This is a genomic window from Pseudomonas sp. P129 (assembly GCF_020312195.1).
GTDB classification, from domain to species: Bacteria; Pseudomonadota; Gammaproteobacteria; order Pseudomonadales; family Pseudomonadaceae; genus Aquipseudomonas; species Aquipseudomonas fragariae.
In genome coordinates this window covers 97919-113949 of sequence record NZ_JAGPYS010000010.1, presented here as the reverse complement: position 1 = coordinate 113949, position 16031 = coordinate 97919, and the positions used below count along the sequence as shown (strand labels likewise).

At 62.7% G+C, this 16031-nt stretch carries 4 protein-coding genes; 3 read left to right on the top strand and 1 reads right to left on the bottom strand.

Annotation, left to right across the window (positions count from 1 at the left end; translation table 11 throughout):
- Positions 1-62 precede the first annotated feature (62 nt).
- The 3 genes from KBY02_RS20600 to KBY02_RS20590 all read left to right on the top strand — a co-directional run bounded on the left by KBY02_RS20600 (position 63) and on the right by KBY02_RS20590 (position 6961).
- Complete coding sequence (locus KBY02_RS20600; RefSeq protein WP_024659945.1) at positions 63-1739, top strand: cyclic peptide export ABC transporter; 1677 nt, start codon at positions 63-65, stop codon at positions 1737-1739.
- Positions 1740-2045: 306 nt separating this feature from the next.
- Complete coding sequence (locus tag KBY02_RS20595) at positions 2046-4277, top strand: TonB-dependent siderophore receptor (RefSeq protein ID WP_032654054.1); 2232 nt, start codon at positions 2046-2048, stop codon at positions 4275-4277.
- A gap of 272 nt (positions 4278-4549) precedes the next feature.
- Complete coding sequence (locus KBY02_RS20590; RefSeq protein WP_024660310.1) at positions 4550-6961, top strand: TonB-dependent siderophore receptor; 2412 nt, start codon at positions 4550-4552, stop codon at positions 6959-6961.
- 438 nt (positions 6962-7399) lie between these two features.
- Here the strand turns inward: KBY02_RS20590 and KBY02_RS20585 are convergent, their stop codons facing one another.
- On the bottom strand, positions 7400-16030 hold the full coding sequence (locus KBY02_RS20585) for an amino acid adenylation domain-containing protein (protein ID WP_225650724.1): 8631 nt from the start codon (positions 16028-16030) through the stop codon (positions 7400-7402).
- Position 16031 lies beyond the last annotated feature (1 nt).

Sequence of the window (16031 nt, the reverse complement as noted above, 5' to 3'; positions counted from 1 at the left end):
CTTCATGCGCCCCCGGCCTGAACCAGCCCAAGCCGCACTCACGGACACTGACGAGACACACCATGACCCGCACAACTGAAAGCCTCGCCCGGGAAACCCTGAGAATCCTCAAGCCGTTCTGGTGGCTGGTGGCGCTGTCGACCTTGCTGGGGATTGTCAGCGGCCTGAGCGTCACCGGCCTGCTGGCCACCATCAACAACGCGATGAACAGGCCAGGCGGGCCGGACACGCAGACCGCGCTGCTGTTCGCCGGCCTGTGTGTGCTGACCCTGGCGTGTTCGACCCTGTCCAACCTGTCGACCAATTACGTCGGCCAGCGAGTCGTCGCCAACCTGCGCCGCGAGCTGGCGGCCAAGGTGCTGGTCGCGCCCATCGAGCAGCTGGAACGCTATCGCGCGCACCGCCTGATCCCGGTGCTGCTCAACGACGTCAACACCATCAGCACCTTTGCCCTGTCGGTCGCACCGATGGTGATTTCGTTTACTGTCACACTAGGCTGCCTGGCCTATCTGGCCGTGCTGTCCTGGCAGATTCTGGCGCTGACAGTGCTCACCGTGGTGCTCGGCACCGGCGCGCAATACCTGGCGCATGCGTTCGGCATGCGCAGCATTCTGGCGGCGCGCAACAGCGAAGACGAATTGCAGAAGCACTACCAGGCGCTGTCCGCAGGCGCCAAGGAGCTGCGCATTCAGCGCAAACGTCGTCAGAACATGCTCGACGAAAAGATTCACGGGGCCACTGAACACATCTGCCGCTCGAACATTCGCGCTGCCAACATCTTCGTCAGCGCAGAAACCTTCGGCTCGATGCTGTTCTTTGCCGTGATCGGCATGGCCATCGCCTTCCAGGCCATGTGGCCGACCACCGAGAAAACCGTGCTGGGCGGCTTCGTGCTGGTGATGCTGTACATGAAAGGCCCGCTGGAGCGCCTGATGACTGCCCTGCCCGGCATCAGCCGCGCGCAGATCGCCATGCGCCGCATCGCCGAGCTGTCGTGGAAATTCTCCAGCCCCGAACCGCACCTGTTGGTCAGTGACCGCCCGACGTCGCTGGCCAGCATGCACACGCTGGAACTGCACAACCTGCGCTATGACTACCCGCCGGTCGAAGGCAGCGACGCCTTTCACCTCGGCCCGGTCGACCTGAGCATCAAACAGGGCGACATCGTGTTCATCGTCGGCGAGAACGGCTGTGGCAAGACCACGCTGATCAAGCTGCTGCTGGGCCTGTACACCCCGCAACAGGGTGAGATCCGCCTGAATGGCCAGGCCGTTACCGCGGAAAACCTGGATGACTACCGCCAGCTGTTCACCACGATTTTCGCCGACTACTACCTGTTCGACGAGCCGTTGCAGGGCCAGGCCGCGCTGCCGCAGGACGCGGGCAAGTACCTGGAGCGCCTGGACATCGCGCACAAGGTCAGCATCGAGAACGGTGTCTTCACCACCACCGATCTGTCGACCGGTCAGCGCAAGCGTCTGGCACTGATCAATGCGTGGCTGGACGAGCGTCAGGTGCTGGTCTTCGACGAGTGGGCCGCCGATCAGGACCCGGCGTTCCGTCGCGTGTTCTACACCGAGCTGCTGCCGGAACTGAAGCAACAGGGCAAGACCATCATCGTGATCTCCCATGACGACCGCTATTTCTACGTTGCCGATCAGTTGGTGCGGATGCAGACCGGGCAGATTCAGGTCGAACAGGTTCACAGCGAAACCCGCGACAAAACCATTCCGGCGTGATTCATCCAAGCCTGGAACGCCCCGCCCGGCCAGCCCGCGAGCGGGGCTTTTTTTTGCCTGTGCATTCCGCGCCACGCTCAATTACTAGCCAAGCGCCATCTTTTTTCGTGGATTTTGAAAAAACCATTAAATAAACGTTATTCGCTTTCGTTCTCATTAACAGCGAATTGCGTGCCCAGCCATCTCTCGCGCACCGCCCCATAAAAAAGTGGCTCATGCCTGCCCGGTCGACGGCTGGACCCGACTGCGCAGACCTGAACGACGCCCCCGATCTCCTTGCCGATACTCACTGGAAAGAGCCAATTCATGCACAACCCGTCACGACTCACCCCGCTCAGCAAAGCGTTGATGCTCAGTCAGATGTTCCGCTCCCGGCCATCCATGGCGGCCATGGGTCTTGCGCTGTGCATGCCGGTGGCCGGCCAGGCGCAGGAAACTGTCGCAGACGATTCGAACACGACGGGCACGGTCAATCTGGCCCCGACCGCAATCGACTCGCATTACCTGGGCACCACCACCGACGGCACCGGTTCCTACACCACCGGCGCGGTGAGTATCGGCAAGGGTGCACCGCAATCGCTACGCGAAACACCGCAATCGGTGAGCGTGGTGACCCGGCAAGTCATGGATGACAACAACCTCACCAGCCTCAGCGACGTGCTGGAAGACACCCCGGGTATCACCTTCCAGTACCGCAACTTCGGCGGCCACGTGTACACCTCGCGTGGCTTCTCGTTGCTGGCGGAAAGCTTCCTGGTCGACGGCATTGGCGGCCAGGGCTATCAGATCACCGGCTGGATGCAGCCGGACATGGCGATCTACGACCGCGTGGAAGTGCTGCGCGGCGCGTCAGGGCTGCTGGTCGGTGCCGGTCAGCCCGGCGGCGCGGTCAACCTGGTGCGCAAACGCCCGACCGCCGAGAACAAATTCTCGATCACCACCCGCGCCGGTTCTTGGGACCAGTACCGGGTCGACCTGGACGGCAGCGGCAAGCTCAACGATTCCGGCACCCTGCGCGGGCGCATGGTCGCGGCCTACGATGACAGCGGCTCTTACCTGGACGGTCGCGACAGCCGCACGCCGCTGCTGTACGGCATCGTCGAAGCCGACCTGAGCGACGACACCACCCTGACCATGAGCCTGCGTCGTCAGGAGCAGGTCATCAACGGCTACTCGATCTATGGCCTGCCGCGCTACAGCAACGGCCAGTCGCTGGGCCTGTCACGCTCGACCAACCTGGCGCAGAAGTGGAACCGCCATGAAAGCGACATGACCGAGGTGTTCACCGAAGTCGCGCATCGCTTCAATGAAGACTGGACCAGCCGCACGTCATTGACCTATTCCCAGGGTGGCTTCGATCAGAACATTGCCTTCGCACGGGGCGCAGTGAATCCCGTGACGCTGGCGGGCTCCAACTTTCAGGGCACGCTGTTTCGCAAGGACGAGGTCGACAGCGTCGGTCTGAACAGCCAGCTGGAAGGCAACTTCAACGCGTTCGGCCTCGAACATCAGGTGACCCTGGGTGCCGACTGGTCGAAGCAGAACGCCAACACGCATCAGGCGACCGTGACCAGGCGCACCGCCGTCAACGTCTTCGATGTCGATCAGAGCGCTTTCGCCAAACCAGCCCGTCCAGCCTGGCAAACCGACATCGACACCACCGAAGAACGCGCGGGCCTGTACGCCAACACGCGCATTCACCTGAGCGAACCGTTGAGCGTGGTGCTTGGCACGCGCCTCAGCTGGTATGACTACAAGTACGACGTCAAAACCGGTGCGGCAAACAGTTACGAATCCAAGCAGACTCAGGAATTCACGCCGTTCGCGGGCGTCATCTATGACATCAACGACAGTTGGTCGTGGTACGCCAGTTATGCCGACATCTTCACGCCACAGGCCAACTACGTAACCTCCGCCGGCTCGCCACTGGACCCGGCCATCGGTTCCAACTACGAAACCGGCTTCAAGGGTGAGCTGTTCGACAAGCGCATGAACCTGTCGATGGCGCTGTTCTACATCAAGCAGAAAGATGTAGCTGCCGTTGATGTGAACACCACTGAACTGTGCCCTACCAGCTCCGACGGCTCCTGCTACCTGCAGGACGGCATCAGCCGCAGCAAGGGCGTCGATGTCGAGGCCAGCGGCGAAGTGTTGCCGGGGCTGCAAGTGTTCGGCGGCTACACCTTCAACATGCTGCGCAACAACGGCGACTCGGATGTGGCTTACGAAACGCCGAAACACATGCTGCGCCTCAACACCAGCTACAACCTGCCGGGTGCCTGGAACCGCCTGACCCTGGGTGCTGGAGTGTCGGCGGATTCGGGTTACGAAGTGCCGTCCAACAAGGAGCTGGGCGTGGCCGGCCGGGCCATCTGGGATGCCAGGGCGTCGTGGAAACTGGACGAAAACTGGAAGGTGTCACTCAACGCCGAAAACCTGTTCGACCGCAAGTACTACACCACCTCGATCGCCACCGACCGCTCCAACGTCTACGGCGAACCGCGCAGCTACGTCCTGACCTTGCGGGGGGATTTCTGATCTAAGTAAACGATAGGCGTGATTCTAGCGCCTACGCTCTGCATTCAGCGTTATACACAAGCCCGCTTTTGATTCTGGCCGAAGGCCGTGGGAGCGAACTTGTTCGCGAAGACTGTAGTTCAGACGATGCATTTTTGGACAACATACTGGCCCATGAGCGTTTGAGCGAGCGGAACGCTGGGGGCCGGGACACTCAGCAAACATCTGCATACCACCAACTCCACCGCAAATGCATTATCCTTCGCCATTGATCTCAACGAGCCATCCCTCCCATGCAAACATCCTCCAGCCGTCTGCGCACAGGCCGCGTGAAAACGCTCGGCCTGCGTCTGGGCGGTGTGGGGCTGGTGCTGGCGTTGAGTGTTCAGGGGCAGGCGCTGGCGGAGGAATTCGAGTTCGATATACCGGCCCAGACGCTGAGCAGTGCCCTGAAGGAATTGGGCCGCCAGTGCGATCTGCAAATCCTCTATAACCCCGACGACCTGAACGGCAAGCTCAGCAGCCCGGTGCATGGCAGGCTGACGCCCGAACAGGCAGTTGCCGATCTGCTGAAAAAAGCCAACGTAGCGCACAGTCTTGAAGACAACACCCTGACCCTTGGCGCTGCTGCCTCCGCACACACCATGAATCTCGGGCCGGTGGCGATCAAGGGCGACTCGTTCGGCATCACCTCCGAGGGCAGCGGCTCGTATGCGGCCACTGGCGTGAGTATCAACAAGACGGCTCAGTCGCTGCGCGAAACGCCGCAGTCGGTTACCGTCATGACCCGCCAGGTGATGGACGACAAAAACCTCACCGGCCTCGACGAGGTGATGGCACAGACGCCCGGCATCACCTTTTCCCAACGCAATTTCGGCTCTCATGTCTTCAGTTCGCGGGGCTTCGCGCTGGAGGACGAGAGCTACATCATCGATGGCGTGGCCGGCCAGGGTTACAGCGTGACCGGCTGGATGACCCCGGACATGGAAATCTACGACCGCGTCGAAGTGCTGCGCGGCGCGGCCGGCTTGCTGATCGGCGCGGGCAACCCCGGTGGCGCGGTCAATCTGGTCCGCAAGCGCCCGACCGCCCTGCCGCAGTTGTCGATCACCAGCCGCGCAGGCAGTTGGGACAACTACCGGGTCGATCTGGATGGCAGCAGCAAACTCAACGATTCAGGCAGCATCCGCGGGCGTTTTGTAACGTCCTATGAAGACCGCGGCTATTTCACCGATGGTCTGCAGAAAACCGCACCGTTGCTCTACGGCATCCTGGAAACCGACCTGAGCGAAGACACCACCCTGACCCTGGGCGTGCGCCATCAGAACGCCGACACCCAGGGCTTTTCGATCTTCGGTCTGCCTCGCTACAGCAACGGCAAGGCCATCGACCTGCCGCGTTCGACGTCGCTGGCCCAGCACTGGAACCGCCACCAGACCCGTACCGACGAAGTGTTCAGCGAGCTGGAAACCCGCTTTGACGACAACTGGAGCGGCACACTGTCTGCCACCCACTCCGATGGCGCTTTCGATCAGAAGGTCGCCTATGCACAGGGCGCTATTGATCCAGCGACGCAGAGCGGTTCCCGGCTGGTCAGAACCCTGTTCCGCTCGGACGATATTCATAGCAATGGCATCGACGCGCACCTGGATGGCCGGTTCGACGCCTTTGGCCTGAGTCACCAGTTGACCGTCGGCGGCAACGGGTCCGAACAGAAACGCGAGTCGCGCTATGCCACGGTCAACGCCAATCAACCGCTGGCTATCTTCAGCCCCGACCACGACGCGATTGCCGAACCTGCGCGTCCGGCCTGGAGCAGCACGGACTACAGCGACAAGCGCTATGGCGTCTACAGCAACCTGCGCCTGAGCCTGACAGAGTCGTTGAGCCTGGTGATGGGTGGCCGGGTCAGCAGCTATGACTATCAGACCAGGTCCGCAGGCGTGACCCGTCGCGCCCAGGAGGACAATCAGGTCACCCCGTTTGCGGGGGTCATCTACGACCTCAACCGGGACTGGTCGTGGTACGCCAGTTACACGGATATTTTCCTGCCGCAAAGCGCCTATCGAACCGCATCAGGCACACTGCTTGATCCGGCCATCGGCGCCAGCCATGAAACCGGAATCAAGGGCGAGCTGTTCGACAAACGTCTGAATGTGTCACTGGCGCTGTTCTATGTGAAGCAGAAGGATGTGGCCGTCGAGGATGATGCCAATGCTGGTCAGTGCGTTAGCAATGATGCCTATGGGACCTGCTACCTGAACGGTGATATCCGGCGCAGCAAGGGCATCGACATGGAAATCAGCGGCGAGCCGTTACCGGGATTGCAGACCTTGGCCGGCTACACGTTCAACATCACCCGCGGCAGTGACGGGCAATCGATTTCAGCGGAAACACCCCGGCATATGTTGCGCCTGACCAGCAGCTACACCCTGCCCGGCACCTGGCGTCGCTTGACCATCGGCGGCGGGGTTTCGGCGCAGAGCGGCTACTCGGAACACGAATCGACCCAGCCCATCGATAACGCTGGCCGGGCCATCTGGGATGCGCGGGTCGCGTGGAAAATCGACGAACACTGGACGGTGGCGCTCAACGGCAACAACCTGCTGGATCGCAAATACTACAAGGCCACCGGCGACATCGACCGCGGCAACTACTACGGCGACCCACGCAACTACGTCCTGACCCTGCGCGGTGATTTTTAAGCGACGCTCGCCCCTCGTGATCAACAGCGTCCAGAAAGGCACGCTCCAGCCCAGATACCTGTCGTTCCTCACGCTCCAGCGTGGGAATGCCGTTCGTGACGCTCTGTCACACCAGCTACGCCGCGCCACGCACTCAAGAGAGGACGCAGAGCGTCCAGAAAGGCATGCCCACGCGGAGCATGGGCACGATGGTGTTCTTCAGGACGCTTATCGTTCCTCACGCTTCAGCGTGGGAATGCCGTTCGTGACGCTCTGCGTCACACCAGCTACGCCGCACCACGCACTCAAGAGAGGACGCAGAGCGTCCAGAAAGGCATGCCCACGCGGAGCATGGGCACGATAGTGTTCTTCAGGACGCTTATCATCCATCACATCCCAGTCCAGACACCCATCGTTCCTCACGCTCCAGCGTGGGAATGCCGTTCGTGACGCTCTGCGTCACACCAAACGCTCGGCAAGCCCCTGCAGAAACGCTTCCGCGATCACCAGGTTGTCGTGCCGTTGATCGATCGTTGTCGAGCTGCGCAGTCCGTTGACCGAGCACTGTTCCAGCAGCACCGCTTCGGCCTTGGCAATCTGCCCCGGTTTACGGCTCTGCCCTGCCCACCAGCAATCGACCTGCACATTGAGGGTTTTCAAGGTAAACGCCTGGCTGAGTTTTGCGTTGGCTTCCAGTAACTTGTAACCGGTTTCGATTTCGTCCTGCACCGCGATGTCCTGGAACATGCTGCGCAGGCTGTCGACGTTCATCGCATGTTGCAGTGCGATCTGCTCGATCACCTGATCAATGACTTCACTCTCCCCGCTCACCGACTGCCGGGTGTTTTCGATCAGGTCGACAATGGTTTGCTCCTGCAAGCCCGGCACAAAGGCCTGCAGGCTCTTGATCAGGCTGCGGTAGTAGTTTTCGCCCTGCTGCTGCGTGGTGACTTGCGGGTCCTCTTCGACCCATTGCATGCCCACCGATGCCGGTAGCTGGGTGTCGACCAGCCCGAGAAAGCTCACCACCTCGCCAGCGCGCTCCAGCACATGCGCGACCTCGACGGCCAGCGCGCCGCCCATCGACCAGCCCAGCAGGTTGTAAGGCCCGTGCGGCTGGGTCATGCGGATCTGTTCGACGTAGTAGTCGACCATGTCCTGCCACGACGTATCGAACCAGCCCGGCACCACGTAGGCCTTGTTGACCAACCCGTAAACCCGTCGGCTGTCGCTCAACCTGCCCGCCAGCGGGTAATACGAATAGGTGCCACCGCCGCCCGGCGGCAGGCAGAACAGTGGCGCATGCGTCGAGCCATTGGCGTTCATGGCGATGACCGCCGATTTGACCCGAGCCTTATCGGCACGCATGAAATCGGCGAGCTCACCCAGGGTCTGCAGCAACAGCAAGTCATGCAGCTTGATGGAGATATCGAACGTCTCGCGAATCCTGCCCGCCAGTGAAACCGCCAGCAGCGAGTGCCCGCCCAAGGCAAAGAAGTTATCGTTGAGCCCGACCCGTTCGACGTGCAACACCTGCTCCCACAACGCAGCAAGACGTTGCTCGAATGCCGTACGCGGCGCCACGTAACCCTGCTGTGAGCGGGCCACGTCCGGTTTCGGCAGTGCTCTGCGATCCAGCTTGCCATTGGCGGTCAGCGGCATCGAATCGATAAAGACAAAGTAGCCCGGCACCATGTAATCCGGCACGTGAGCCTTGAGGTGGGCCTGCAGACGCTCGCGCAGAACGTCCGGCGCCTCAGCGGCATCGGTTGGCACCAGATAAGCCGCCAGTTGCTTGCCGGACGGCCCGTCGATGTCGATCACCGTGGCTTCACGCACAGCGGCATGCTCATGCAGACGCGCTTCGATTTCGCCCAGTTCGATGCGCAAGCCGCGAATCTTCACCTGGTGGTCGATACGCCCTGCGTAGTCGATGACACCTGCGTCGCGATAACGCGCCAGATCGCCGGTGCGGTACAGCCTGGCGCCGCCCTGCTCGTCGAACGGGTCCGGCACGAAACGCTCGGCCGTCAGCGCGGCACGGTTGTGATAACCACGTGCCAGACCGACGCCACCCAGATACAACTCCGCCGCCACGCCCTGTGCGGCAGGCAGCAGGCCGTCGTTGAGGATGTGGGTTTTCAGGTTGTCGATCGGCCGCCCGATCGGCACGCTGAGGATGTCATCCGTGCTGCACGTCCAATGGGTCACGTCGATGGCCGCTTCGGTGGGGCCATACAGGTTGTACAGACCGGCCAGCGGCAGACGCTTGAGCACCTGGGCGGCCAGTTCGGCAGGCAGTGCTTCACCGCTGCATACCACTCGGCGCAGCGTGTTACAGCTTTCCACCTGCGGATGAGTCATGAACGCCTGCAGCATCGACGGCACGAAGTGCAGCGTTGTGACCTGATGCTCACGGATGGTCTGCACCAGCCGCTCGGGGTCGCGGTGCTCACCCGGCAGCGCCACGGCCAGACGTGCGCCGGTCATCAGCGGCCAGAAGAACTCCCAGACCGACACGTCGAAACTGAACGGCGTCTTTTGCAGAACCGTATCGCTGCCATCCAGCGCGTAGGCCTTCTGCATCCAGTGCAGACGGTTGACCAGCGCACGATGGCTGTTGCCCGCGCCCTTGGGCTTGCCGGTCGAACCCGAGGTGTAAATCACGTAAGCCAGATTCAATGGGTGGCTGAGGTTGACCGGGTTGGCGGTGCTGTAACCTTCCAGCCAGTCGCCGTGCTGATCCAGGCACAGGCTCTGCACCTGGGGCGGAACCGGCAAACGCTCCAATAACGCCGTCTGGGTCAACAGCAGACCAATCCCGCTGTCCTGCATCATGTAAACCAGCCGATCCTCGGGGTAATCCGGGTCCAGCGGCACGTAAGCGCCACCGGCCTTGATGATCGCCAGCAGGCCGATCACCAGTTCCAGGCTGCGCTCGACGCAGATCCCCACCAGCACGTCCGGACCGACGCCCGACTCACGCAGGCGATGTGCAAGCTGATTGGCGCGGGCGTTGAGTTGCGCGTAGCTCATCTGCTCGGCGGCGAAGATCAGTGCCGGAGCGTCCGGTGTCGCACGCACCTGGGCTTCGATCAGATTGTGCAGGCACTGCTCGCTGGGGAAGTCTGCGGCTGTGGCGTTCCACTCGCGCAGCACATGCTGCTGCTCGTTGTCACTCAACAGCGCCAGTTCGCCAAGCGCCGCCTGCGCGTCATGCGTCAGCGCCTGCAGGACCTGCTGGAAATGCGCCGACAATTGCGCCATCTGCTGCTCGCTGAAGTACTGACGGGCGTAACTGAAGCGCAACGACAGGGTTTCACCGAGATTGACCACCAGCGTCAGTGGGTAATGCGTCTGCTCCTGCGTATGCAGACCGCCGAACACCAGCCCCGGCGGCGCAGCTTGTTGCAGGGCTTCGGACACCGGGTAGTTTTCGAACACCAGAATAGTGTCGAACAGCGCCTCGCCAGCGCTGCGTGCCCAACGCTGAATCTCGTACAGCGGCGTGTGTTCGTGCTCTCGCAAGGCGATGTTCTGCGCCTGCACCTGTTGCACCCACTCCGCCACGCGCTGCTCTGCACGTGGGCTGGCGATCACCGGCAGAGTATTGATGAACAGCCCGAGCTGCTCCTCGACACCCGGCAGGTCCGCCGGACGCCCGGCCACGGTTGCGCCAAAGGTGACGCTGGACTGCCCCGTGTAGCGTTGCAGCACCAGCAGCCAGGCCGATTGCACCAGTGTGTTGAGGGTCACGCGCTGCTCGCGGGCAAACTCACTCAGTTGACGGGTGTTCTCGGCGTCGATCAAGTGCAGGTAATCACCGTGCCCCTCGCCGTTCTCAGGCGCCTTGAAGGCCTGCACCAAGCGCGTGGGCTCATCGAGTCTGGCCAGCTGACCGGTCCAGAAACGCTCGCTGAGCCCGGCATCCTGGCGCTGCAACCATTCGATGTAGTCGCGATAGCGGCTGACCTGCCTAGGCAGTGTCTGGCCGCTATAACGCTGCAGCACTTCACCTAACAAACGCGAGCTGCTCCAGCCGTCCATGAGGATGTGATGGCTGGTGTAGATCAGTTGATGGCTCTGCTCGCCGGTGCGCACTACAGCCAGGCGCAGCAACGGCCCCTGGGCCAGATCGAAACCCTGCTGGCGGTCGGCATCGGCCCATTGGTCGATCCAGTCAGACGACTGCCCCCGCGCATCCAGCTCGACAAAAGGCATGCGCACATCACGCAAGACCACTTGCAGCGCTGGCTGCAGATGGCTGATGAAAGCACTGCGCAGCACCTCATGGGCATCCAGCGTGGCCTGCCAGGCGGCGCGGAAACGCGGCACGTCCAGACCGCTGACGTCGATGCGCATCTGGTTGATGTAATTGCCCGCCTCCTGCTCGAACAAGGTGTGGAACAGCATGCCCTGCTGCATCGGTGCCAGCGGGTAGAGGTCTTCGATCTGCCCGGCAGCTATCGGCAAACTGCTCAACTGTGACTGGCTCAGGCGCGCCAGCGGGAAGTCCGACGGAGTCGCCCCGGCCACGCCTTCGGTGGTGCAATGGGCAATCAATTGTTGCAATTCGGCGGCGTACTCATCGGCCAGACGCTGCACGGTCTCGCGCTCGAACACCGCGCCACTGAAGGTCCAGCTCAGGCGCAGCTCACCGGCATAGACCTGACCGTTGATGCTGATCGGCGCAGCCAGCGGCGCATCGGCACTCTGTGAGGCACCGCTGCTGTCGGCCGAGGGTGTGAACAGTGCCTCTGGTGCGTCGAAGCTGCCGTCGAACTGCCCCAGGTAATTGAACACGATGCTGCCCAGCGGCAGGGCTTGCAGGGTCTGCCGCGCCGATTCGCGGCCCAGGTAACGCAATGCGCCATAACCGACGCCCTTGTCGGGTACTGCGCGCAGTTGCTCCTTGATGGTCATGATCGAATCGGCCAGCGAGGCCTGCGGGGTGAGCCTGACCGGGTACACATTGCTGAACCAACCCACCGTGCGGCTCAGGTCCAGTGCGTCGAACAGGTCTTCGCGGCCGTGGCCTTCAAGACGAATCAACGCATGCGGTTGCGCGGTCCAGCGGCTGACCACCCGCGCCAGCGCGGCCAGCAGCAGGTCATTGATCTGCGTGCGGTAGGCCGCCGGGGCGTCCTGCAGCAGTTGCCGGGTCAGTTCGCTGTTCAGTTGGGTGACCACCGACAGCGCATGCTGCTGTTGCTGGCCGCCATGCGGATGATCACACGGCAAGGCATCGCTGACATCCTGCAATTGCGCCTGCCAGTAGCCCAGTTCCTGCTCCAGCGCCGGGCTGTGCGCGTAGGCCTGCAGATGCTCGGCCCAGGCTTGCAGCGAGCTGGTTTTCGCCGGCAGCAGCGCTGGCTGACCTGCTGCCAGTGCGATGTACGCCTGTTGCAGGTCTTCCAGCAACACCCGCCATGACACGCCGTCCACCACAAGATGGTGAATCACCAGCAACAGGCGCTGCTCGCCCTGCGGCAGGTTGATCAGTACGGCACGCAACAGCGGGCCGTTTTTCAGGTCCAGGCTGCGTTGCGCCTCATCGGCCAGTTCAGGCAAGCGCTCGATGCTGTCCAGCTCATGGGCCCAGAGCAGCTCGCGAGTGTTCGGCGCGCCGAAGGTGGCCTGCCATTGGCCGCTCTGCCGGGTGAAACCCAGACGCAACGCATCGTGCTGTTCGACCAACGCAGTCAATGCAGCCTGAAGATAAGAGGCCTCCAGCGTTTGCAAAGGCTTGAGCATCAGCGCCTGATTCCAGTGCTGACGCTCGGGGATGTCCAGTTCGAAGAAGCGTGCCTGAATCGGCAGCAACGGCAACGAACCGCTGATCTGCTCTGCCACGGCGGCGGGCTTTTTCTGAATCAGTTTTGCCACCGAAGCCAGTTGGCCGATGGTCTGTTTTTCGAACAATTGCTTGGGGCTGAGCTTGATGCCCTGGCGCTTGGCGCGGGCGATGATCTGCAGACTGAGGATCGAATCGCCGCCCAGTTCGAAGAAGTTGTCGGTGCTGCCGACCTGCTCCAGTTTCAGCACGTCCGCCCACACGGCGGCGAGCTTTTCCTCGATCTCGCCGACCGGTGCGGTGTAACGCTGCTTGACCACGCCGGGTCTGGGCAAGGCGCGCTTGTCGAGCTTGCCGTTGGCGGTCAGTGGCAGACTGTCCAGCAGCATGATCTGCGCGGGCACCAGATACTCCGGAAGGCGAGCCGCCAATTGCTCGCGCAGCTTGTCGACATTGAGGCTCATGCCGGCCGCTGCCACGCAATAGGCCACCAGTTGCAGACGTGTTTCATCGCTTTCCAGCGGCTGCGCCAGCACCACGGCTTCGGCCACGTTGTCCAGGGTTTGCAGAAGCTGGCCGACTTCACCCGGTTCGACCCGGTAGCCGCGGATTTTCACCTGATCGTCAGCACGGCCCAGGTATTCCAGCACGCCGTCCACCCACCGCGCACGGTCGCCTGCACGGTACAGGCGCTGACCATTGGCGTCCGGGTCCGGCACAAAGCGTTCGGCGGTCATTGCCGCACGGCCCAGATAACCCTGCGCCAGCCCGCGCCCGCCCAGATACAGTTCACCGGCCACCCGTTCGGCCACCGGATTGAGGTAAGCGTCCAGTACCCGCGCCTTACCGTTGGCCAGCGGCTGACCGACCGGCACACTGCGGCAGGCGCTGAGAGGCCCGGCCACTTCGTGGGTCAGGATGCCGACCGTGGTTTCGGTCGGGCCGTAGTGGTTGATGATCCGGCAGCCCGGCTTGAGCGCACGCACCTGCTCGATCAACGCCCAGGCGCTGGCCTCGCCGCCCAGAATCAGCACTTGCCCAGGCAGCACGTCCGCCGGGTTGGCGGCCTGCAGCAGGCCCTGCAAATGGCTGGGCACGATTTTCAGTACGTCAACCTGATGCTCGACCATGTAACGCGCAAAACCGTCAGGGTCGAACGCCTGTTCGTGAGACAGCAGGTGCAGCGTCCGGCCGGACGCCAGCGCACCGAACAACAGCGTGTGTCCCAGGTCGGCAGCGACCGTCGACACCATCGCCATGCTCGCCCCGTCGTTCAATGCCAGGCGCTCAAGCACGCCCTGCACATAGTTGGCCAGCGCGCCGTGGCTGATCACCACGCCCTTGGGCTGCCCGGTGGAGCCGGAGGTGTAGATGATGTACGCCGATTGCCCGGGCAGCACCCGAACGTCCAGCGTCTGGCTGTCGACAGCGGCCCACAGCGCAGCATCGAACGCCAGCACCGGGCACACGCCCAACCGCGCGGCCTTGTCGTCATCGGGCGCATGCACCAGCAGCACGGCGCCGCTGTCACGGGCCAGTTGCTGCAAGCGCTCGGCCGGTTGCGCGCTGTCCAGTGGCAGGTACACCGCGCCCAGCTTCAGCACCGCCAGCAGGCTGACCACCCATTCCACGGAGCGGTCCAGGCACAGCGCGACGGTCATGCCCGGTTTGATGTCCTGGGCGTGCAGGTAGCGGGCGAATTGGTTACTGCGTGTCTCAAGCTCGTCAAAGCTCAACACCTGCTGGCCCACACGTAAAGCAGTCTTGCCACGCCCGGCACGCAGGCCCTGTTGCCAGAGGCTAAGAAAATCGGTGCAGGCAAAGTACTGGGTTTGCTCGGCGACCGGCGAAGATACCGCGTGAGGATGATCGGCCAGACGCCGGTCGGTGTCAGAGACCAGTGCGTGCAGCACGCTGCGCAACGCGTCGGCGATACGCTCGATGGTCTGCGCTGCGAACAGGTCGGTGGCGTAGGTGAAATAACCGCGTATCCCGTCGGGCGTGTCGGTGAAGTCGAAGGCCAGATCGAAACGCGCATCGCTGCTGTCCATCGGGAACTCATCGACCGTCAGGCCCGACACGCGCTGCCCGTTGCCATCGGCCGCCAGCACGTGCTGATTGATCTTGAACTGGAACAGCGGGTTGTGACCCGGATTGCGCTCCGGCGCCAGGGCATCTACCAGGTGCTCGAACGGCAGTTCCTGATGCGACTGCGCGCCCGTCACCACCTGCTTGACCTGATCCAGCAGCTCGGCAAAGCTCTGCCGCTCGTCCACCTGCACACGCAGCACCTGAGTGTTGATGAAAAAGCCGATCAGCCCTTCCAGCTCGCTGCGGGTGCGCCCGGCATTGGGGGCGCCGATGCGGATGTCGGACTGCCCGCTGAAACGCGACAGCACCACCGACAGCGCCGCCAGCGTCACCATGAACAGGGTCTGGCCGTTGTTTCGCGCCAGGCTTTTCAGTTGCGCGGACAGTTGCTGCGGCAGGTCGACGCGCACCATTGCACCGCGATGGCTGGGTTGCAGCGGACGCGGATGGTCCAGTGGCAGGCTCAGCAGCGGATGTTCGCTGCCCAGTTGCTGTTTCCAGTAGTCCAGTTGCCGCTCGCCCTCCCCGGCCTCCAGCCAGGCGCGTTGCCAGATCGCGTAGTCGGCGTACTGAATCGCCAGCGCAGGCAACGGCACTGGCTGCCCCGATACCTGCGCCTGATACAGCTGCACGAACTCGCGAATCAGCACTTCGCCGGACCAGCCATCGGACACCACGTGATGCATGCACACGGTCAGTACGTGTTCGCGTTCACTCAGCTGGAACAGTTTGACCCGCAGCAGCGTACCGCTCAGCAGATCGAAGGGCTGTTGCAACTCGGCGCGTACCTGCTGCTCGATGTCTGCGGGCGCCACCGACGCGAACTCAAGGGCGACCGTGGCCTGCTCGAGAATCTCCTGGTAGAACGAGCCGTCCTCTGACACGAAGCGGGTGCGCAGGGTTTCATGGCGTTGCACCAGCCGGTCCAGCGCCGCGCTCAGGGCCTGCCGGTCCAATGCGCCATTCAGACGCACGGCCATGGGCACGTTGTAGGCCGCGTTGCCCGGTTCCATCTGCCAGAGGAACAGCATGCGCTGCTGCGCGTAAGACAGCGGAATACGCGCTGCGGCATGCCGGGTCACGGCGATGGGCAGCAGTTTGAAGCTCTGTCCGGTCTCGTGCATCTTGGCGAGGATCTGCCGGCGCTGTTCGACGGGCAAGCCGACGAAACGCTGGGCGATACGCTCTGCTGCAGACTTGTCCATG

Bases quoted from the DNA above. Each gene is read 5' to 3' on its own strand.
- KBY02_RS20600 (WP_024659945.1), top strand. From the start codon at position 63: ATGACCCGCACAACTGAAAGCCTCGCCCGGGAAACCCTGAGAATCCTC.
- KBY02_RS20595 (WP_032654054.1), top strand. From the start codon at position 2,046: ATGCACAACCCGTCACGACTCACCCCGCTCAGCAAAGCGTTGATGCTC.
- KBY02_RS20590 (WP_024660310.1), top strand. From the start codon at position 4,550: ATGCAAACATCCTCCAGCCGTCTGCGCACAGGCCGCGTGAAAACGCTC.
- KBY02_RS20585 (WP_225650724.1), bottom strand. From the start codon at position 16,030: ATGGACAAGTCTGCAGCAGAGCGTATCGCCCAGCGTTTCGTCGGCTTG.